Source organism: Sedimenticola thiotaurini (assembly GCF_001007875.1).
Taxonomy (GTDB): domain Bacteria; phylum Pseudomonadota; class Gammaproteobacteria; order Chromatiales; family Chromatiaceae; genus Sedimenticola; species Sedimenticola thiotaurini.
In genome coordinates this window covers 3,072,092-3,091,397 of record NZ_CP011412.1, presented here as the reverse complement: position 1 = coordinate 3,091,397, position 19,306 = coordinate 3,072,092, and the positions used below count along the sequence as shown (strand labels likewise).

At 59.4% G+C, this 19,306-nt stretch carries 20 protein-coding genes; 11 read left to right on the top strand and 9 right to left on the bottom strand.

Translation table 11 applies throughout. From position 1 onward, the window contains the following. Positions 1–30: 30 nt before the first annotated feature. Positions 31–1,014 (bottom strand): aminoglycoside phosphotransferase family protein, encoded by a 984-nt coding sequence (locus tag AAY24_RS14170; RefSeq protein WP_046861333.1) that lies wholly within the window; start codon positions 1,012–1,014, stop codon positions 31–33. Positions 1,015–1,270: 256 nt separating this feature from the next. Between AAY24_RS14170 and AAY24_RS14160 the strand changes: the two genes are divergently transcribed. Genes AAY24_RS14160 through pdxA form a run of 3 tightly spaced genes read left to right on the top strand, consistent with a single transcriptional unit; the run spans position 1,271 to position 6,402 of the window. Continuing rightward, positions 1,271–4,072, top strand: a complete 2,802-nt coding sequence (locus AAY24_RS14160) for an LPS-assembly protein LptD (protein ID WP_052761255.1) — start codon at positions 1,271–1,273, stop codon at positions 4,070–4,072. Between the two features lie 11 nt (positions 4,073–4,083). Then, positions 4,084–5,403: a peptidylprolyl isomerase gene (locus tag AAY24_RS14155; RefSeq protein WP_052761254.1), complete on the top strand. Its 1,320-nt coding sequence runs from the start codon at positions 4,084–4,086 to the stop codon at positions 5,401–5,403. Positions 5,404–5,415: 12 nt separating this feature from the next. Further along, positions 5,416–6,402: a 4-hydroxythreonine-4-phosphate dehydrogenase PdxA gene (gene pdxA, locus AAY24_RS14150; RefSeq protein WP_046860248.1), complete on the top strand. Its 987-nt coding sequence runs from the start codon at positions 5,416–5,418 to the stop codon at positions 6,400–6,402. 153 nt (positions 6,403–6,555) lie between these two features. Here the strand turns inward: pdxA and AAY24_RS14145 are convergent, their stop codons facing one another. Further along, positions 6,556–6,909 carry a TusE/DsrC/DsvC family sulfur relay protein gene (locus tag AAY24_RS14145; RefSeq protein ID WP_046860247.1) on the bottom strand — a complete coding sequence of 118 codons (354 nt, stop codon included), beginning with the start codon at positions 6,907–6,909 and terminating at the stop codon, positions 6,556–6,558. A gap of 180 nt (positions 6,910–7,089) precedes the next feature. Here AAY24_RS14145 and cysB point away from each other — a divergent pair, with 180 nt between their 5' ends. Continuing rightward, positions 7,090–8,064, top strand: a complete 975-nt coding sequence (gene cysB, locus AAY24_RS14140) for an HTH-type transcriptional regulator CysB (protein ID WP_046860246.1) — start codon at positions 7,090–7,092, stop codon at positions 8,062–8,064. A 224-nt stretch (positions 8,065–8,288) separates the two neighbouring features. Then, positions 8,289–8,678 carry a hypothetical protein gene (locus AAY24_RS14135; protein WP_046860245.1) on the top strand — a complete coding sequence of 130 codons (390 nt, stop codon included), beginning with the start codon at positions 8,289–8,291 and terminating at the stop codon, positions 8,676–8,678. Positions 8,679–8,738: 60 nt separating this feature from the next. Here the strand turns inward: AAY24_RS14135 and AAY24_RS14130 are convergent, their stop codons facing one another. From AAY24_RS14130 to AAY24_RS14120, 3 genes are all read right to left on the bottom strand, one after another. Further along, positions 8,739–9,854, bottom strand: coding sequence for a DegT/DnrJ/EryC1/StrS family aminotransferase (locus tag AAY24_RS14130; RefSeq protein WP_046860244.1), 1,116 nt, complete (start codon positions 9,852–9,854; stop codon positions 8,739–8,741). An 80-nt stretch (positions 9,855–9,934) separates the two neighbouring features. Next, a complete protein-coding gene (locus AAY24_RS14125; protein WP_046860243.1) occupies positions 9,935–10,882 on the bottom strand; it encodes a Gfo/Idh/MocA family protein in 948 nt (315 codons plus the stop codon). Positions 10,883–11,087: 205 nt separating this feature from the next. After that, entirely contained in the window at positions 11,088–11,543 is a 456-nt protein-coding gene (locus AAY24_RS14120) for an ankyrin repeat domain-containing protein (protein WP_046860242.1), read from the bottom strand. A gap of 155 nt (positions 11,544–11,698) precedes the next feature. On the opposite strand from AAY24_RS14120, the gene apaG reads away from it, so the two are divergent. The 4 genes from apaG to AAY24_RS14100 are packed head-to-tail and all read left to right on the top strand — an operon-like array spanning position 11,699 to position 14,410. Further along, positions 11,699–12,082 carry a Co2+/Mg2+ efflux protein ApaG gene (gene apaG / locus AAY24_RS14115; RefSeq protein ID WP_046860241.1) on the top strand — a complete coding sequence of 128 codons (384 nt, stop codon included), beginning with the start codon at positions 11,699–11,701 and terminating at the stop codon, positions 12,080–12,082. Positions 12,083–12,105: 23 nt separating this feature from the next. Continuing rightward, a complete protein-coding gene (locus AAY24_RS14110) occupies positions 12,106–12,723 on the top strand; it encodes a DUF2238 domain-containing protein (RefSeq protein ID WP_046861329.1) in 618 nt (205 codons plus the stop codon). A 15-nt stretch (positions 12,724–12,738) separates the two neighbouring features. Further along, complete coding sequence (locus tag AAY24_RS14105) at positions 12,739–13,572, top strand: symmetrical bis(5'-nucleosyl)-tetraphosphatase (RefSeq protein ID WP_046860240.1); 834 nt, start codon at positions 12,739–12,741, stop codon at positions 13,570–13,572. Positions 13,573–13,621: 49 nt separating this feature from the next. Beyond that, positions 13,622–14,410 (top strand): TIGR00266 family protein, encoded by a 789-nt coding sequence (locus tag AAY24_RS14100; RefSeq protein WP_046860239.1) that lies wholly within the window; start codon positions 13,622–13,624, stop codon positions 14,408–14,410. Between the two features lie 22 nt (positions 14,411–14,432). Here the strand turns inward: AAY24_RS14100 and folA are convergent, their stop codons facing one another. From folA to lgt, 3 genes are all read right to left on the bottom strand, one after another. After that, complete coding sequence (folA, locus tag AAY24_RS14095) at positions 14,433–14,933, bottom strand: type 3 dihydrofolate reductase (protein ID WP_046860238.1); 501 nt, start codon at positions 14,931–14,933, stop codon at positions 14,433–14,435. A gap of 84 nt (positions 14,934–15,017) precedes the next feature. Beyond that, positions 15,018–15,812, bottom strand: coding sequence for a thymidylate synthase (locus tag AAY24_RS14090; protein ID WP_046860237.1), 795 nt, complete (start codon positions 15,810–15,812; stop codon positions 15,018–15,020). A gap of 3 nt (positions 15,813–15,815) precedes the next feature. Continuing rightward, positions 15,816–16,658, bottom strand: coding sequence for a prolipoprotein diacylglyceryl transferase (lgt, locus tag AAY24_RS14085; RefSeq protein WP_046860236.1), 843 nt, complete (start codon positions 16,656–16,658; stop codon positions 15,816–15,818). 115 nt (positions 16,659–16,773) lie between these two features. Between lgt and AAY24_RS14080 the strand changes: the two genes are divergently transcribed. Next, on the top strand, positions 16,774–17,133 hold the full coding sequence (locus tag AAY24_RS14080; RefSeq protein ID WP_046860235.1) for a hypothetical protein: 360 nt from the start codon (positions 16,774–16,776) through the stop codon (positions 17,131–17,133). Positions 17,134–17,591: 458 nt separating this feature from the next. Continuing rightward, on the top strand, positions 17,592–17,885 hold the full coding sequence (locus AAY24_RS14075; protein WP_199930385.1) for a helix-turn-helix domain-containing protein: 294 nt from the start codon (positions 17,592–17,594) through the stop codon (positions 17,883–17,885). A 57-nt stretch (positions 17,886–17,942) separates the two neighbouring features. On the opposite strand, the gene AAY24_RS14070 is transcribed toward AAY24_RS14075, so the two are convergent. Next, positions 17,943–19,139: a class I SAM-dependent rRNA methyltransferase gene (locus AAY24_RS14070; RefSeq protein ID WP_046860233.1), complete on the bottom strand. Its 1,197-nt coding sequence runs from the start codon at positions 19,137–19,139 to the stop codon at positions 17,943–17,945. Positions 19,140–19,306: the final 167 nt, after the last annotated feature.

Genomic DNA, 19,306 nt, shown 5'->3' with positions numbered 1-19,306 from the left:
TCGTGCCCAGCCGACAACCGTCGGGTTCAGCTAGAGCCGCGGCAGCACCCGCTGCCCGATCAGCTCACCCAGGCCGGCCAGCTCCGGGTAGCGACCGGCCACTTCCACGATATAGCCCAGGGTCCGGGGGATCTCCACCAGGTACCCAGACTTGCCATCACGGTGATTGAGTCGGGCAAATATGCCGCTCGCCTTGAGATGGCGCTGCACCCCCATCAGGTCAAACCAGCGCAGAAACCGCGCCTCATGCTCGGCCCGCAGGATCCCCGACTGCACCGCCAGTTCAAAGTAACCCATGGCCCAGGCCTGGACCTGCGACACCGGCCAGGCGATATAACAGTCCTTCAGCAGCGACACCAGGTCATAGGTGACCGGCCCCACCACCGCATCCTGGAAATCGATAATCCCCGGTGTTGGTGACGGGCTGACCAGCAGATTGCGGCTGTGGTAGTCCCGGTGAACACAGACCCGGGGCTGCTCCAGGGCGTTCTCCACCAACCGGTCAAAGCAGCCGGTCAACATGGCCCGCTCAGCGGCATCCAGATCCAGGCCGAGATGCCGGGTCAGCAGCCAATCCGGAAACAGTGCCATCTCCTGCCGCAGCAACGCTTCGTCGTAGAGCGGCAGGCCCTCACAAGGCCCCACCGACTGAATGATCGCCAGGGCCCCCAATGCATCCCCGTAGAGCCGGTCAGCACTGGCGTCATTCAACTGATCAAGATAATGGACTGAACCCAGATCCTCCAGCAGGACAAAACCCTGCTGCGGGTCAGCGGCGTGGATAGTGGGCACATGCAGACCGATTGCACCCAACTGTTCAGCGATACGCAGAAACGGCCCGCAATCCTCCCGTTCAGGTGGGGCATCCATGGCAATCCGGGTACTGCCATCGCTCAGGGTGACGCGAAAATAGCGCCGAAAGCTGGCATCATCCGAGGCCGGTTCCACATGGATATTCTGAAGTCCAACCTCTCCCGTCAGCCACTGGGTCAGGGCCTGTTCTCTTTTCGGCATTACCGGTTCCATACTGCTGCAGGCCCTCCATCCCATCCAGCCCGATGCATCGGGCGCCATGTTGAGGCGGTTGCGGCCATTGAAGAATAGGCGATTCTATGCGATTTTATGCGGTCGTTGCCATGGCTTCTCGCACAACAGAGGCCGAAGCGGGCCGCCAGGGAGCGGTACAGGGTACGATCAGGCGGACAGCGCCCGTGCCAACCCGACCAATCTTAAGAACAATCAGAGTGTTGCCGTGCCTGGAATGAGAAGGATGCTACCGCTAGCCATCAGTGGATTGCTGTTGGCTCCAGCCGCCCAAGCCGCTTCGAAATGGGACTGTCGTATCAGCAGGGACGGCGGCTGGGAGTGTTTTCAGGATGGCCAGCCGGTTCCGACCGAACCGGTTATCCAGAAGAAAGCCGAACCCCAGACACCCGGCACGGGGGCCGTCACCAAATCCGAAACCAGCCCTGATGGGGCAGTTACGCAGGCACTGGAAGAGCCCGCTGCAGAACCCGCCACGGCAGTTACACCTGCGGCGGAGAGCGACCCGGAAGCCACTACTGAAGCCGAGCCGATGGCCGAGCCCGAGCCGATGGCCGAGCCCGAGCCGATGGCCGAGCCCGAGCCGATGGCCGAGCCCGAGCCCGAGCCGATGGCTGAACCCGAGCCAATGGCTGAACCCGAGCCAATGGCTGAACCCGAGCCAATGGCTGAACCCGAGCCGATGGCCGAACCCGAGCCGATGGCCGAACCCGAGCCGATGGCTGAACCCGAACCAATGGCTGAACCCGAACCAATGGCTGAACCCGAGCCGATGGCCGAACCCGAGCCGATGGCCGAACCAGCCGTTACCGACCAGTCCCGCGACAGCCAGGCTGCCGCCCATCAACCGGAAATGGCACGTATTGACCAGGGTCTGAACTGGAACCAGTGCGGCACAATCGACCGCAGTGACGACGACGCGCCCAGGCCGGTTACGAATGAAGATACCCGCATCGTGGCGGATGGGGCCGACCTTTACCGTCGTAATAACCGTGCCGAATTTTACGGCAATGTGCTGATTGAACAGGGCAGTTCCCGTCTGGAAGCGGATCGTGCCATTTACCTGAAAGACGCCAACTCGCTGGACGCCATGGGTAATGTCTATCTGGAGCAGCCCGGGCTGCGGGTCATGGGCGACAGCCTGCACTACAACCTGCTCTCCAAACAGGGGGCGGCAAAACAGACCGAGTTTCGCCTGACCGAGCCGGTGGCACGGGGTACCGCCAGCAGCGTCGAGATTTTAAACGAAGATCAATCCCACTATCAGGATGTCCGTTACACCACCTGTCCACCGGGGAACAACGGCTGGCAGGTGGAGTCCGAAGAGCTTGAACTTGATCGATCGACCGGAGTCGGTGTGGCCCGCAACGCCAAGTTGCGCTTCAAGGGCGTACCTTTTATCTATTTTCCTTACGTCAGCTTCCCGATCGATGACCGGCGTAAATCCGGCTTCCTGCCCCCCACCATCGGCAGCTCTGAAAACTCCGGGGCCGACCTGTCGATACCCTACTATTTCAATATCTCCCCCAATATGGATGCCACCTTTACCCCGCGCATCCTGAGCAAACGGGGCATTCTGCTGGGCGGGGAATTCCGCTATCTGACAGAGGGACACCAGGGGGAGATCCGCGCGGAACTGTTGCCCAGCGACAGCGAGCGGGAGGTGGGGGAAAACGACACCCGGGGCGCCGTCAACATGCTCCTGAACGGAACACCGGCGCCACGCTGGAGTTACGATATCGATCTCAATTACGTGTCGGACAACGACTATATCGATGACCTGGGTGACAGCCTGGCCACCACCAGCGCCAAACACCAGGAGCGGCGCGGGGATCTGCGCTACTATGGCAACGGCTGGAACCTGCTTGGCCGCGTTCAGTATTACCAGACTATCGACGATACCATCGCCGTTAACAACCGTCCCTACAGCCGGCTGCCGCAACTGCTGCTCAACCTGGAGAAACCGAACCAGGCGCTGGGACTCACTTACCACCTGCGCAGTGAGTATGTCAGCTTCGGCCACAGCTCGGATACTGTCGTTAAGGGGGAGCGAATCGATCTGCGACCCGCAGTCAGCCTGCCCCTGCGGCGCCCCTGGGGCTTCCTGACGCCCAAGGCCGCGCTCCGCTACACCCGCTACAACCTGGAGAACCAGACAGCCGGATTGAGTGATAGCCCCGATCGCACCTTGCCGACCTTCAGTCTGGATGGCGGACTCTATTTCGATCGCAGCAGCAGCTGGTTTGGCAACGCCATCACCCACACCCTGGAACCCCGCCTGTTCTACCTCTACACCCCGGAAGAGGATCAGAGCGCGCTACCCGATTTCGATACCGCAGAGCTGGATTTCAGTTTCGCCAACCTGTTCCGGGAGAACCGTTTCAGCGGTGTCGATAAGGTGGGGGATGCCAACCAGCTGACCACCGCCATCACCACCCGGGGCCTGAGCGCTGAGACCGGCGAGGAACTCTTCCGCGCCAGTATCGGTCAGATATTCTACTTCAGGGACCGGGAAGTAGGACTCACTTCCAGCACCACCACCTACAGTGACGACAGTTCATCCATTGTGGCGGAGGTTGCCGGCAAGCTGAGTCGTAACTGGCGGGCCAAGGCAGGGATTCAATGGAACCCCCATGCGGATGTCAACGCCACAGAGAAAAAGGCCTTTGGGCTCCATTACCAGGACGACAGGCAACGTGCCCTGAATCTGACCTACCGCTTCACCGACGGCTCCATTGAACAGACCGATCTCTCCGGCCGTTGGCCGATCACCCACAAACTGCACGCGGTGGGCCGCTGGAACTACTCACTGCTGTACAAACAGAGTATGGAAACCTTTGCCGGTATCGAATATGAAAACTGCTGCTGGATCAGTCGCTTTATCGTGCGTGACTACCGTTCCGATGCCAACGCTGAGGGCAATCTCGCCCTGTTCCTGCAACTGGAACTGAAGGGTCTGACCAGTCTGGGTGATAGAATTGATGAATTCCTGGAACGGGGCATCCTCGGTTACCGCACTTACAACTGACTAATACATACATGACCACTAGACTAAACTTTCCGAACCGTCTGGGAGTGCTACTCCTCGGCCTGATCATTTCACTGGGATCTCCCCTCGTTGCCCAAAGCCAGCAGATAGAGCCGGTCGATGAAATCGTCGCCGTGGTCAACGATGACATCATCGTCCGCAGCGAACTGGACGACGAGATCAGAAAAATAGTCACCCAGTTACGCCAGCAGGGACAGCGCCTCCCTCCCCAGTCCGATATTGAAAGACAGGTACTTGGACGGCTGATTCTGAAAAAGCTGCAGCTGGAAGCCGCCAGCCGGGCGGGGATCAATGTCAGCGAAGATATTGTGGCCCAGGCCATTAATAACATTGCCAGGCGCAACAACCTGAACCTGTCTGAATTCCGGCAAACACTGGAAGAGAGTGGCCTCAGCTTCCGCAGTTTCCGCAAGAACATCAAGGAGGAGATCACCCTGCAACGGCTGTTGGAGCAGGAGGTACGCCGGCGTATCCGGGTGACCGACCAGGAGGTGGAGACCTATCTCGCGCGCCAGGCCAGCAACCTGGGAGATCGCTCCGCCTACCACCTGCAACATATCCTGATTGCCACTCCGGAAGCGGCTTCGCCCGACCAACTTGAGCGCGCCCGTCAGCAGGCCGAGTCGATCGTCCAATCCTTGCGTGAAGGTGCAGACTTTGCCGACATGGCTATCACCAAGTCCGACGGTCGTCAGGCCCTGGAGGGGGGTGATCTGGGCTGGCGACCGGCCGATCAGCTGCCCACCATCTTTGTCGACCTGGTGATCAACATGGAACGGGGCGAAATCAGTGACCCGATCCGCACCGCCAGTGGCTTTCATATCATCAAGCTGCAGGACTACAAGGGAGGTGATCGCAAGATTGTCACCCAGAGCCATGTCCGGCATATCCTGATCAGCACCAACGAGATCACCTCCAATGAAGATGCCCGCACGCGCCTGGAGCAACTGCGTCTGCGCATCCTGGGTGGTGATGACTTCAGCGCCCTGGCCCGCTCCCACTCGGATGACAAATCCTCCGCCATCAAGGGCGGTGACCTGGGCTGGATCACTCCAGGCGCGCTGCTGCCCCGCTTTGAGGAAGAGATTGCCAAGCTCTCCCCAGGAGAGCTGACCCAGCCGTTCCGCACCGAGTTCGGCTGGCATCTGGCCCAACTACTGGAACGGCGCCAGCATGACAGTACCACCGAGGTCCAGAAAGCCGAGGCCCGCAAGGCGATCAGCGACCGCAAGGCCGCTGAAGAGAGTGAGCTCTATCTGCGCCGTCTCCGGGATGAAGCCTTCATCGACATCCGTATCAGCGACTCCTGAGGAGTAACCCGATTGGATATACCGCGCCCACTCGCACTCACACCGGGGGAGCCCGGCGGAATCGGCCCTGATATCTGCATCCAGCTGGCACAGCAGGCGCGGGACTATTCCGTTGTAGCGGTGGGCTCACCGGAACTGCTGACAGAGCGTGCGGCACGACTGTCACTACCGATCAAAATCGAGCACTATGAACCCGGAACTTCGGCAAGCCGGGATGCGGGACACCTGAGTGTACTGCCGGTGGAACTGGGCGCAGCTGCCCAGGCGGGCGTTCTGAATCCGGCCAATGCCACCTATGTGCTGGAGACCCTCACCCTGGCCACCCGGGGTTGCCTGGAGGGGACGTTCAGCGGCCTGGTCACCGGCCCGATCCACAAGGGAGTGATCAATGACGCGGGCATCCCTTTCTCTGGCCATACCGAGTTTCTGGCCCAACTTACCGACGCCTACCCGGTCATGATGCTGGCCTGCCCTGGCCTGCGGGTTGCCCTGGCCACCACCCACCTGCCGCTGAAGGATGTCAGCGCGGCCATAAATACCACCTTACTGGAGCAGGTAATCACCATCCTGCACCGGGACCTGGCTCGGCGTTTTGGCATTCCCGATCCCAACATACTGGTCTGCGGACTCAATCCCCACGCCGGCGAGGGCGGGCATCTTGGTAGAGAGGAGATTGAGATCATCAGCCCGGTGCTGGAACAACTCCGTCAGACCGGGATGCGCCTGGAGGGTCCGTTACCGGCCGATACGCTCTTCACACCGCCCTACCTGGAGCGGGCCGACGCTGTGCTGGCGATGTACCACGATCAGGGCTTGCCGGTACTGAAACACCTGGGATTCGGCAACGCGGTCAACATCACCCTCGGTCTGCCGATCATCCGCACCTCGGTGGATCACGGCACCGCCCTTGACCTGGCCGGCACCGGCAAGGCTGACATCGGCAGCCTGCAGGCGGCCATCAAAGCCGCCCTGGAACTGACCACTGCCGCGGTGAATTGACCCCAGGGGCCGGCGCGCCCTGATTCCAGTGGACAAAAAAAGGCCCGGCGAACCGGGCTAAGGGAGGTATAACTCGGTAAAAGGGCGCACCCTTAAAACTGAGGCCGCCACATAGCGGCGTGGCCGGTGTGCAACCGGCCAGAGAATTATGGACTATCCCAGGTAAGCCCTGGCTTCTTCGCCGGGATTGGGCAGTCCGGCAATACGCCAGACCTGCAGACAACCACCGAACAACCGCTTCACCTCGCTCCTGGAGAGTTCACTGCTGCGGCAGATCCGCCGCATGGGCGGTATGGCTCCAAGGCGCAAATAGCGGTCACGCACAAAGCGGATCACCCGCCAGTGGGCCGCACTCAGGAAACCGATCCCTTCCTGCAGCGCAAGTTGCTCTGCCACCCGGTTATCCCAGTATGCGGAATCACACAGATAACCATTCTCATCAAAAACGAGTCCGGCGAGTGGCGAACCCACACTGTCGGAATCCTTAACAATTGGTAATGCGCCCATTGATCCTGTTTCCTGCAAGGTAAGTAGTTTCCGGGATCGGGGGAAAACGTCTGTTTCACCCGGTCCTGCTTGCAAAAAACTATAGCGCGGCGAGACAATACATCAAAATAACTTTTACGTCTATAGAAATAGTTGATTAATATAACAGTAATAGGAATCACTCTATATATTAGGCCCACTATGAAACTACAACAGCTCCGTTTTCTGCTGGCAGTGGCCCAGAACGATCTGAACATCACCGCGGCGGCCGAGCGTCTGTTCACGTCCCAACCCGGCATCAGCAAACAGATCCGCCTGCTGGAAGAGGAGCTGGGCGTGACCATTTTCGAGCGCACCGGCCGCCAGCTGACCGGTATAACCGATGCGGGCAAGGCGATTATCAGCCATGCCGAGGCGGTGCTGGGGGAGGTGGATGCGATACGCGATGTGGCCAGTGAGTTCAGTGATCCCCGTTCCGGCAGTCTCTCCATCGCCACCACCCACACTCAGGCCCGTTATGTCCTGCCGCCGGTGATCAAGGCGTTCCGGGAACGCTACCCGGAGGTGGATCTGCAGATGCACCAGGGCAACCCGGAACAGATTTCGGAGTTGGCCGCCGGCGGCGGCGCTGACTTCGCCATCGCCACGGAAGCAACAGCGGATTTTGGCAACCTGATCATGATGCCCTGCTATCACTGGAATCGCACCATCATCACCCCCAGTGACCATCCGTTAAGAGCAGTGGCACCGCTGACCCTGGAGGCGGTCGCACAGTTCCCCATCGTCACCTATGTGTTCGGCTTCACCGGGCGTTCCCAACTGGACAAGGCATTCCGTAAGCAGGATCTGGAGCCGAAGGTGGTGTTTACCGCAACAGATGCGGATGTGATCAAGACCTACGTCCGCCTGGGTATCGGCATCGGCATCCTGGCCAGAATGGCCTACGATCCTGATCAGGACCAGGATCTCTGTTCCCTGGACGCCACCGCACTGTTTCCCCCCAGCACCACCCGGCTCGGTTTCCGCCCCGGCCTGTTTCTGCGCTCATACCACTATGATTTCATCCAGCTGTTCGCCGCTCACCTGACCCGGGAAGTGGTGGATAGCGCAGTGGAAGCCGCCTCTGATCAGGAACGAAACGCACTCTTCAGCGACCTGGTTCTGCAGGAGTATTAGCCCTCCCTGGCAACTGCCCGGGCGGGTTTCCGGAGCCCCCTTCAGGAGACAATCCGGGACCGTTCAGGCGTGGCCAATTTTGCCCGTGGAAACTATTGTCGAAACCCCGCTTTTAAAATAATATCAGGCCGTTTCCGGTCCCCCAGAGCCCTGGCTGGCCGGAGGATCATTGTCGGTAATCAGGCGATTCCGGAAGGAACGCGATCAGATAATGCGGGGAATACATGAGTAAAACGAACTATTGGCACGGCTATCTGGAAGCGGGTAAAAAAAGCTCACCGGTCCTGCGGGACCCGAGCTTGGAAACAGGCAATGCGAATACCGTTTACCTCTACTCGCTCAACCGGGACAAGATCCTGGAATTCCAGGCCGCTATTGTGGAAAAGAAGTTGCGGGATCTCGGTGAACATGAATCGGACCTGATCAGTTCCCTGAATGCCGGCTACAAGAAGGCCAAAAAGGAGTTCACGCCGCGCGCCTCCATGCGCCTCAAGCAGGTGGAACTGACCCCACAGGCCACCGCCGATAGCGTCAAACCGGAACTGGAAGATGGGATTGATGATGCGGTTCTGGATGACGACCTGGATATCGATATCGACGTGGATGACGATTAAGCTCACCCGTCCATACAGACCACATAGCCGGCCGCAGGCTGCGGCCGGCCTGCTCCGGCTTCAGATCTCCGCCACCCGCTGACAAACCGTATCCACCTGTTCCTCGGTCATGGCCGGAAAAATAGGTAAGGAGAGCGTCTCACCACACACTCGATCCACCACCGGCAGATCCCCGGGACGATAACCGAGTTCGGCATAGATCTGCTGCAGATGCAGCCCCAGCGGATAGCATTGACTATTGCCGATCTTGTGCTCATTCAGGTGCGCCCGCAGGGCGTCACGCCGGGGATGGCGAATGGTATACAGATTGAAGGCGTGACGCCCGTCGGCGGGACGCCGGGGTGTGACCAGATCCAGGCTGGAAAGTCGCGCATCATACCAATCCGCCACCTGGGAACGGGCAGCGATATCCTGTTCCAGCTTCTCCAGTTTGATACGCAACAGCGCGGCCTGTACTTCATCCAGCCGCGAATTGTAGCCCAGCTCATCATGGGTAAAGGGCGCCGTAGCACCGTGGTTGCGCAACTTCAGCAGGCGATCCCGAACGGTCTCATCACGGGTGGTGATCAGCCCACCGTCACCATAGCAACCCAGCACCTTGGTGGGATAGAAGCTGAAACAGCCGGTATCACCCAGGCTGCCCACGGTGGCCGTTCCAGAGCGGGCACCAAAGGCCTGGGCGGCATCTTCGATAAGTTTCAGGCCATGCTGCTCTGCCAACTGCCGCAGAGCCGCCATGTCCGCCGGGTTACCAAAAATATGTACCGGCAGAATGGCCTTGGTATGGCCATTGATTCTGGCTGCCACGCTGGCCGGATCGAGATTGAAACTTGCCTCATCGATGTCAGCAAACACCGGCGTGGCACCCACTACCGAGATCGCCTCGGCAGTGGCGAAGAAGGTGAACGGTGAAGTGATCACCTCATCACCGGGACCGATATCCAGGGCACGCAGTGAAAGCACCAGCGCATCGGTACCGTTGGCCACCGCCACGGCAAATTCGCTCCCCACATAGGCCGCCGCCTCCTGCTCGAAAGCGCGCACATTGGGACCGAGGATGAAGGCCCCGCTGGCACCAATCGATTCGATGCGACTGAACCACTCCTCCTGCAGCGAACTGAATTCCTGCTGCAGACTAAGGTAGGGTACTCCCTGGGGGGTTGCTTGTTGTGTCATTGTGGTTTCCGATTTCTGTAGCGAAATAAAGAGTGAGTGTAGCCACCGCTGGCCCAGCTGTTGTCAATGGGGCAGCCGGATCAGTTGGCGAGGCGTCCCATGATTTCATTCTTGACCCGCATGGCCACTTCCAGCGCCTCCAGCCCCACACGGCCATCCACCAGGGGTGCCTTGCCGGTCAGTACGCTGTCGGCGAAAGCCGCCAGTTCCGCATCCAGCGGTTTGACCGGTTCGATATCCAGACGCTCAACCACCACTTCCGGCCAGGCTTCACCGGGACGGGGTTTGGGGTAGGCGGTCTCGATACGCTGATCAATAAAATCGAGCGATTCGTAGCGGTTCTCCTCGAACACCCGGATACGTCGCATGCGCTTCTCCGATACCCGGCTGGCGATCACATTGGCCACGGTACCGTTGGCGAACTCAAGTCGTGCATTGGCGATATCCACATGGGGAGTGAGGACCGGTGTCCCGACTGCGGAGATGGCGGTGATTTCCGATTTCACCAGGGAGAGAATGATATCGATATCGTGGATCATCAGATCCGACACCACATCCACGTCGGTGGCACGCTCTACAAAGCCACCCATGCGGTGGGCTTCAATAAAGCGGGGGCGGTTGATCCGTTCCGCCAGCGCCATTACGCCGGCATTGAAGCGTTCCAGGTGACCGATCTGCAGTATAACACCGGCCTCCTCCGCCAACCGGACGATTTCCGCGCCCTCCTTGACCGTGGAGGCGATGGGCTTCTCCAGCAGCATGTGCACACCGGCCTGCAGGAACTGCCGCGCCTCTTCCAGATGGGCCGTGGTGGGTACCACGATACTGACCGCATCCACCTTCCCCAGCAGATCACTGCTGTTTGCAAAGGCGGGGCAGCCACACTCGTCAGCCACCCGGGCAGCGGCCTCCGCATCGATGTCCACCACACCGACCAGCTCCACATTGTCCATCCTGGAATAGATCAGGGCGTGGAAACGCCCCAGATAGCCAACTCCAACGACGCCCACACGTAATTTTTTGCTCATTGATCACCCAGATTGAATCCAGAACAGTCCCGGCATGAGGCCGCGAACCAAAAACCCGGCCAATTCTAAACCATCTGGGCAAGCCATGGCATCTTTCAGGGCAACCAGGCGGGGCAGATCGCCCTGGGAGTGACCCTGATCAGGCAGGGCGAATCAATCAGCTGAAAAAAACTGACTTATCGGATGGTAACTGTCAGGACTGGCCTCAATCATCATCCTCTGCGGCACTGGATGCCTCCTCCAGCAGACGGGTCACTTCGGAATATTTGCCCAGCGCAGCCCGCTGCTGCGCCCCCATGCCTGACTTGTTCTTCAGAGTGGCATCGGCGCCCGCTTGCAGCAGCAGTGTCACCGCCTCCACATGGCCGAAGGCGGCCGCCTCCATCAGGGCGCTGTTGCCGGCACTGTCCACCGCGTTGACATCAGCGCCAGCCGCCAGCAATGCCTTGAGAGTACGGACGTTGCCATTAAACGCTGCCAGCACCAGCGCCGGCCGTCCGGCTCCGTTCCTGGCATTGGCATCCGCTCCCTGGGCCAGCAACGCCTGCACCTGCTGAACCTGACCGAGCCCGGCGGCCGCCAGCAGCAACTGATCGGCATCCGCCGCCCAGGCCGTCAGACTCAACAGCCACAGCAGTAGGAATAGAGATCGTTTGTTCATGCACGCCATCCTCTGGTTTCAGCTCACTGGACAGTATCCGGAATAATCTATTCAGCGACCGACCCACTATTATCTGAAGCGGTCATAATTATCCCACACTCTGCGCTTTTCAGATAAAATCAAACCATACCCGCAATCGAGCCACATACCAGCCCATGAGCAAGCCAGCACAAAACAGTATTGAAGTGGATGTGCGTACAGCCTATGTCGAAGAGCAGTCCAAACCGGCCGAGTCTCACTACGTATTCGCCTACAGTATCACCATACGCAACACCGGTCAGAGCACGGCCCGACTGATCAGCCGTCACTGGTTGATCACCGATGCCAACGGCGGCGTGCAGGAGGTGTTCGGCGAGGGAGTGGTGGGACAACAACCACTACTGCGTCCCGGCGAGGATTTCAGCTACACCAGTGGCACCACCTTACCCACGCCGGTAGGCACCATGCAGGGCAGCTACCAGATGGAGACGGATTCCGGCGAACAGTTCGAAGCCATCATCGCCCCCTTCTCCCTGGCGCTACCCCACATGCTGCACTAGTGGCCCGCACCCGGGTTGTCTGGATGAAGCGAGCCACCCCGAATGAACCGGCCATACTGCTGGCCCTGGTTATCCTGTTCCTGCTGTTCAGTGCCATCGACCCGGTAGCCGACAGGCTCACCTGGTTCCTGGAGACCGTACCGGTGATGCTGGGAGTTGCCCTGGTCATAGGCACCCGTCGCACATTCCCCCTGACACCACTGCTCTACCGTTTGCTGGCGCTGCATGGGGTGATTCTGATTATCGGTGGCTACTACACTTACGCCGAGGTTCCCCTGTTCAACTGGTTACGTGATACGCTTGAGCTGTCACGCAACCACTATGACCGGGTTGGCCATCTGGCCCAGGGCTTTATCCCCGCCATACTGGCCCGGGAGATTTTGCTACGATGCTCGCCGCTGGTGCGGGATGGTTGGTTGCTGCTGACAGTGACCAGTATCTGTCTGGCCTTCTCCGCCTTTTATGAAATGATCGAATGGTGGACCGCCCTGATCAGCGAGCAGGCCTCATCGGCCTTTCTCGGCACCCAGGGCGATGTCTGGGATACCCAGTGGGACATGTTCCTGGCACTTACCGGCGCGCTGCTTTCCCAACTGCTGCTGGGGAGGCTGCACGATCGACAACTGGCTGAACTTCAATAAACGGTGGATTCTGATATGGCGCTGTATGCCATTGGTGATGTACAAGGCTGCTACCGAGAGCTGATGCAGCTGCTGAAAGAGATCAAGTATAACCCGGACCGGGATACCCTCTGGTTCGCCGGCGACCTGGTCAACCGCGGCCCCGACTCTCTGAAGACTCTGCGCTTCGTCATGAAGCTGGGCGATGGCGCCCGGGTGGTGCTGGGCAACCACGACCTGCACCTGCTGGCCATGTCCCAGGGCAACATGAAACATGCCGAGAAAGATCACACCCTGGGGGAGGTCCTGAAGGCGAAGGATCGGGACGAACTGCTGGAGTGGCTGCGTCACCGCCCCCTGATGTACCACTGTGACGACCGGGGATACAGCATGGTTCACGCCGGCTTGCCACCCCAGTGGGACCTGGCCACGGCGCTACAACGGGCGGCCGAGGTGGAAGCCGCACTGCGGGGGGACGGATTCCGGGACCTCTGCCTGCAGATGTACGGCAATGAGCCCCGCCGTTGGTCGGACGATCTGCAAAAGATGGAGCGTTACCGCTTCATCATCAACTGCTTTACCCGCCTCCGTTTCTGCGACAGCCAGGGCAATCTTGCACTGAAAGAGAAGCGCTCCCCTGGCCACCAGGCATCGGACCTCTACCCCTGGTTTGCCGTCCCCGGACGGGCCACCCGTAAAGACCGTATCCTGTTCGGCCACTGGTCGACGCTCGGTTACTACACCAGTGACAACTGCTGGTGCCTGGACAGCGGTTGCCTGTGGGGTGGCAAACTGACTGCACTGCAGGTTCGCCGGGAGAAGCCGCCACGCCCTGTGCAGATCAACTGCAGTGGCTACAAGAAACCCTGAAAACTTACCGGACTGACAAAAACAACCCGACACAATCAAGGAGTTGGTCATGCGCTGTCATGAAATTGATTATGAAATTATCGGATCCGAGATGCAGCTGGTGGAGGTGGAGCTTGATCCGGGTGAGATCGTGGTGGCGGAAGCCGGCGCCATGACCTACATGGAAGATGGCATCACCTTTGAGACCCGCATGGGCGACGGTTCCGAACCGGAACAGGGCTTCATGGGCAAGCTCTTCACCGCCGGCAAACGGATGGTCAGCGGCGAGTCGCTCTTCACCACCCACTTCTCCAATCAGGGCGTGGGTAAACGGCGCGTCGCTTTCTCTGCCCCCTACCCGGGCAATATCATCCCCCTCGACATGGCGGCCCATGGGGAAAAAGTGACCTGTCAGAAGGACGCCTTTCTCTGCGCTGCCCTGGGCACCAAGATCGATATCACCTTCAATCGCAAGATCGGTGTCGGCCTGTTCGGCGGCGAAGGATTCATTCTGCAGACCCTGGAGGGCGATGGCATGGCCTTTATCCAGGCCGGCGGCACTATCATAGAGAAACAGCTGAACGGCGAAACCTTGCGGGTGGACAGCGGCTGCCTGGTGGGGTTCAGTGGTCAGATCGACTACGACATCGAACGTGCCGGCAACCTGAAATCCATGGTATTCGGTGGTGAAGGACTGTTCCTGGCCACCCTGCGCGGCCGGGGCACCGTCTGGCTGCAGAGCCTGCCCTTCTCCCGCATGGCCGACCGGATTCTCTCCCACGCCCCCTCCGCTGGCGGCAGCGACCGGGGTGAAGGCTCAGCTCTGGGCGGCATCGGCCGCCTGCTGGACGGCCGTTGATGCACCACCCCGGGCGGGGGCCTCAGCGCACCCGCTGCAGGGTCAGAAAGCTGTAGGCGAACGGATTGCGCTCATCGGCGGCATGGTCCTCCCGGGCGGTTTCACGCCATTCATCGGCCTGATAATCCGGAAACCAGGCATCCCCGGACACCCGGGTATGCACCAGGGTCAGGTAGAGGCGATCCGCCCGGGGCAGCAGTTGGCGATAGAGATTGGCGCCACCTACCACCATGATCTCATCCACCTCACCGGCCGCCGCCAGTGCCTGCTCAATGGAGTGCACCAGCAGACAGCCCGCCGCCTGGTAGGTCGGGTTGGCCGTGATCACGATATGGGTGCGGCCCGGTAACAGGCCGGGCAGGGACTCCCAGGTCTTGCGCCCCATCACCATGGGCTTGCCCATGGTCAGGCGCTTGAAGTGTTGCAGATCCGCCGGCAGGCGCCAGGGTAACCGGTTGTCACTACCGATCACCCGATTCTCGTCCATGGCGGCGATGAGGGAAAGGGTTGGTTGCTGCTTCATGGCGGAGGAGCATACCACGTCCAGGTCCCGGGCTTTAGTTCAGCCATCTGCAAAAATCCCGGCAGTTGTACCCGGATCATCGCCTCACACCGCCACCGGCGCCTTGATGTGGGGATGGCACTCGTACTGCTGCAGGGTGAAATCGTCGTAGACAAAATCGAACAGCGAACTGACCTCCGGGTTGAGCTGCATGCGGGGCAGTGGATAGGGTGTGCGGGCCAGCTGGGTCGCCACCTGCTCCAGGTGATTGGAGTAGAGATGGGCGTCACCAAAGGTGTGGATAAACTCGCCCGGTTGCAGCCCGGTCACCTGGGCCATCATCAGGGTCAGCAGGGCGTAGGAGGCGATATTGAAGGGTACACCGAGAAAAATATCCGCACTGCGCTGGTAGAGCTGACAGGAGAGCCGGCCCTCCGCCACGTAGAACTGGAACAGGCAGTGACAGGGCGGCAGTGCCATCTGCTCCACCTCGGCCGGGTTCCAGGCGCTCACCAGCAGACGCCGGGAATCGGGATTGTTACGGATCTGCTCCACCAGCTGGGCGATCTGGTCGATATGCCCGCCGTCGGGGGTCGGCCAGGAGCGCCACTGGGCACCGTAGACCGGCCCCAGGTCACCGTTCTCATCGGCCCACTCATCCCAGATGCTGACCCCGTTCTCCTTCAGATAACGGATATTGGTCTCCCCCTTAAGGAACCAGAGCAGCTCATGGATGATCGAGCGCAGGTGGAGTTTTTTGGTGGTGACCAGGGGAAAACCGTCCGCCAGGTCAAAGCGCATCTGGTAGCCGAACACACTCAGTGTACCGGTGCCGGTGCGGTCCTCCTTGCGGGTGCCGTTCTCCAGAACATGGCCCATGAGATCGAGATATTGACGCATAATTCAACCCGTTGTTGTGCGGCGGCGATAGGCCAGCCAGATCAGAATGGCGCCGGCCAGCAACATGGGCAAGGTCAACAACTGACCCATGGTTACCCATCCAAACGCCAGGTAGCCCAGCTGAACATCCGGCATGCGAACGAACTCGATGCCGAAGCGGAACACACCGTAACAGACCAGGAACAGACCGGATACCGCCATGGCGGGTCGCGGCCGGGCGGAGAACAGCCACAGAATGGTGAACATCACCACCCCCTCCAGCAGCGCTTCGTAGAGCTGATTGGGATGCAGTGGTGGTGTCATCAGGGTGCCCGGCGGCAACTGCAACTTGTCTGCACAGAGGGACACGAAGCGCTCGCAGGAGACCTGCATGGCCCAGGGTACCGAGGTCGGCGCACCCCACAACTCGCCATTGATAAAGTTACCGACACGCCCCGCTCCCAGGCCGATGGGAATCAGCGGTGCGATAAAATCGGTGCTCTGGAAAAAGCCCTTGTCGTGACGGCGTCCGAACAGCCCCATGGCCACCAGCACCCCCAGCAGACCGCCATGGAACGACATGCCGCCCTGCCAGATGCGCAGCAGCGAAAGCGGGTCCCGCAGGAATTCGTCGAAGCCATAAAACAGGGTGTAACCGATCCGACCACCCAGTACCACACCCAGCGCGATATAGAACACCAGATCATCCACCTGCTCCACACGCCAGCCGGACCCGGGTCGGGCAGCACGCAACCGGCCCAGCCACCAGCCGGCCGAGAAACCGATCAGATACATGACCCCGTACCAGTGCACCGCCACCGGTCCGAATGACACCAGAACCGGATCAATATTTGGGTAAGTCAACATAGGGCGCTATCTTAGTGAGTAGTTGGAGTCAGAGCAAAAGGGAATTTTCCGCGGCGGCCGGGGTCCAGCTACTTACAGCAGCAACCCTGCCATCACCTTTATGGAGTCAACAGATATGCGTCAAATCCTGATACTCGTGTCACTCTGGTTATTACCGGTTATATCAATCGCCGGTGATGTGGAGATTATCAACGCCACTGCCAACCGGGTCGATGGAAACCGCTACCATATCCAGGTCACACTGCGTCATAACGACACCGGCTGGGACCACTATGCCAACGCCTGGCGGGTATTCGCCCCCGACGGCACCCTGCTGGGTGAGCGCACACTGTACCATCCCCATGTTAACGAACAACCCTTCACCCGCGGACTCACCCTGGCCATCCCGAGCGGCATCTCCCAGGTCGAGATTGAGGCGCAAGACCTCAAACACGGCATTGCCAAACAGCGATTCAAATTACAGCTCCATCCATGACGGGAACTGCGAACCGAATCAAGGGTTACACAAACCAGTGGCACAGTTACCTGGAAAAAGTAAAATTTTCTTCTTCTGACACGGGGACAGCTTTAGGAAAAATGGGTATGCTTACGCCAAGGATGATTTTTCTCATAGAGAAAGATGATCCTTAGTGTCAGTAACTGTATTCGTTGATATTTCATCGATGTGCCAGGACTACACGCATTTGTAACTGGTGCTCCTGAATACTCAGGATTGTTCCCAGTAGCACAAGACAATTCTGCAGTAATTGATCTGTTGGTCGGCCATGCCCCTGCACCCCGGCATGGCTGCGAAGAAATGACGGGGTCTGAAAAAAAGACCCAAGAATTTCAATCGGCCACCCGATCGGGAGCTATACTCAAATTTGGACTAACGACAGGTTGAAGAAAATGACTAATGAGAATCCCCAAAACCCCGGGAATCTGGGTCAACGGATGCGCTTCAGACGCCAGGAAAAAGGCTGGACACAAGAACAGCTAGCGGTACGGGCCGGGACAAATCAGGCCGTGATTCAAAAGATTGAAAACGGCAAGAGCCTCCGTCCCCGCAAGATAGATCAGATTGCAGCCGTACTGGATGTCAATCCGGCATGGCTTATGTTTGGTGATGAGCTGGCAGCATCACTTCCACCTGATGCGATAGCGGTTGCCGAGGCATGGCACGCCATGCCCGAGCCCCACAAATCGCGGATTCAACGGGAAATCCTGGAGAATGCCCCGAAGGGGTGAAAGAGTTGCACATCCCGGTGTACTGCAGAACACCGGGATGTGCCTGTCCCGCCACCCCTAGAAACTGGGCAACACCCGCAGATAGAAAGCCTTCAGGTAAGCAGTTTCGGGAATCGCCGGATGAACCGGATGATCCGGCGCCTGGAAGCCCCGCTCCAGCAATTGGAGTGACCGGTCTGTATGACGAGCAGCCTGCTGAATCTCATGTAGCAACGCTTCTGCACCCATATGGTGCGAACAGGAGGATGAGACCAGGATACCGTCCCTGTTCAACACCTGCAGTGCCAGTTGATTCAGACGCCGATAGGCAAGCACCCCCTCCTTGGTATCCTTCTTGCGCTTGATAAAGGCGGGCGGATCCACCAGCACCACATCAAACCGCTCGTGGGCCTGGCGCAACTCCTTGAGGGCTTCAAACGCATCCCCGTGCAACCCGGCCACCTGTTCCGTCACCCCGTTCTCCCGGGCATTCAGATCCACCGTATCCAGTGCGGCACTGGAAGCATCCACGCAGATCACCTCCGAGGCCCCCTTGACGGCCGCCTGCACTCCCCAGGCACCGACATAACTGCACACATCCAGTACTCGCTTGTCTTTTATATAGGGGATCATGCGCCCCCGATTGGCCGCCTGATCGAAAAACCAGCCGGTCTTCTGGCCCGCCTCGCCGGGCAGATTGAAGCGCACGCCGTGCTCCTCCAGGGTGAGCATCTCCGGCCACCCACCCAGGGCATCCTCCACGTAACAATCCAGCCCCTCCAGCTCCCGGGCCGGTGAATCATTGCGGAACAGCACACCGGCGGGACGCAACACCTTTACAACCGCCGCCAGAATCTCATCCTTGAGGCGCTCCATACCCGCGGTGGTGATCTGGATCACCAGGTAGTCATCGAACCGGTCGATCACCAATCCCGGCAGCCCGTCGCTTTCCCCGAACAACAGCCGATAGAACGGTTTGGCATAGAGCCGTTCCCGCAGGCTCAGGGCCACTTTCAAACGATGTACAATGAGCGACCCGCTGAGCGGATGCCGATGATCACGACTCACCAGTCGCACGCTGATCAGGGAGTGGGGATTGACATAGCCGGTACCGAGCAGTTTCCCCCGGTCACTGAAAACCTCCACCGGCTGGCCCGGCTGCAGGCTTTTCAACGGTGTAATGGCGGTATCGATCTCGTTGCTGTAGATCCAGCAGTGGCCGGCACGCAGACGTCGGTCTTCGTTTTTCTTCAATCGCAGCGGGGCAAAATTCATGGCCTGGAATCCTGGTAACATCGGTAGGCGGAAAGCGGAGGCAAGATTAACAGATTTACGTAACCGACGCCCTGTAAAAACGTTTGTACCAACCGGCAACGAGCGGATATATTGCCCGGCCCGGTGACGCCATCACCACACCGCTGAGCCAGCAACCGTTAGGTAGT

Excerpts from the sequence above, each read along its gene's own strand:
- AAY24_RS14170 (WP_046861333.1), bottom strand. The coding sequence starts at position 1,014 with ATGCCGAAAAGAGAACAGGCCCTGACCCAGTGGCTGACGGGAGAGGTT.
- AAY24_RS14160 (WP_052761255.1), top strand. The coding sequence starts at position 1,271 with ATGCTACCGCTAGCCATCAGTGGATTGCTGTTGGCTCCAGCCGCCCAA.
- AAY24_RS14155 (WP_052761254.1), top strand. The coding sequence starts at position 4,084 with ATGACCACTAGACTAAACTTTCCGAACCGTCTGGGAGTGCTACTCCTC.
- AAY24_RS14145 (WP_046860247.1), bottom strand. The coding sequence starts at position 6,909 with ATGGGCGCATTACCAATTGTTAAGGATTCCGACAGTGTGGGTTCGCCA.
- cysB (WP_046860246.1), top strand. The coding sequence starts at position 7,090 with ATGAAACTACAACAGCTCCGTTTTCTGCTGGCAGTGGCCCAGAACGAT.
- AAY24_RS14135 (WP_046860245.1), top strand. The coding sequence starts at position 8,289 with ATGAGTAAAACGAACTATTGGCACGGCTATCTGGAAGCGGGTAAAAAA.
- AAY24_RS14130 (WP_046860244.1), bottom strand. The coding sequence starts at position 9,854 with ATGACACAACAAGCAACCCCCCAGGGAGTACCCTACCTTAGTCTGCAG.
- AAY24_RS14125 (WP_046860243.1), bottom strand. The coding sequence starts at position 10,882 with ATGAGCAAAAAATTACGTGTGGGCGTCGTTGGAGTTGGCTATCTGGGG.
- AAY24_RS14120 (WP_046860242.1), bottom strand. The coding sequence starts at position 11,543 with ATGAACAAACGATCTCTATTCCTACTGCTGTGGCTGTTGAGTCTGACG.
- apaG (WP_046860241.1), top strand. The coding sequence starts at position 11,699 with ATGAGCAAGCCAGCACAAAACAGTATTGAAGTGGATGTGCGTACAGCC.
- AAY24_RS14110 (WP_046861329.1), top strand. The coding sequence starts at position 12,106 with ATGAAGCGAGCCACCCCGAATGAACCGGCCATACTGCTGGCCCTGGTT.
- AAY24_RS14105 (WP_046860240.1), top strand. The coding sequence starts at position 12,739 with ATGGCGCTGTATGCCATTGGTGATGTACAAGGCTGCTACCGAGAGCTG.
- AAY24_RS14100 (WP_046860239.1), top strand. The coding sequence starts at position 13,622 with ATGCGCTGTCATGAAATTGATTATGAAATTATCGGATCCGAGATGCAG.
- folA (WP_046860238.1), bottom strand. The coding sequence starts at position 14,933 with ATGAAGCAGCAACCAACCCTTTCCCTCATCGCCGCCATGGACGAGAAT.
- AAY24_RS14090 (WP_046860237.1), bottom strand. The coding sequence starts at position 15,812 with ATGCGTCAATATCTCGATCTCATGGGCCATGTTCTGGAGAACGGCACC.
- lgt (WP_046860236.1), bottom strand. The coding sequence starts at position 16,658 with ATGTTGACTTACCCAAATATTGATCCGGTTCTGGTGTCATTCGGACCG.
- AAY24_RS14080 (WP_046860235.1), top strand. The coding sequence starts at position 16,774 with ATGCGTCAAATCCTGATACTCGTGTCACTCTGGTTATTACCGGTTATA.
- AAY24_RS14075 (WP_199930385.1), top strand. The coding sequence starts at position 17,592 with ATGCGCTTCAGACGCCAGGAAAAAGGCTGGACACAAGAACAGCTAGCG.
- AAY24_RS14070 (WP_046860233.1), bottom strand. The coding sequence starts at position 19,139 with ATGAATTTTGCCCCGCTGCGATTGAAGAAAAACGAAGACCGACGTCTG.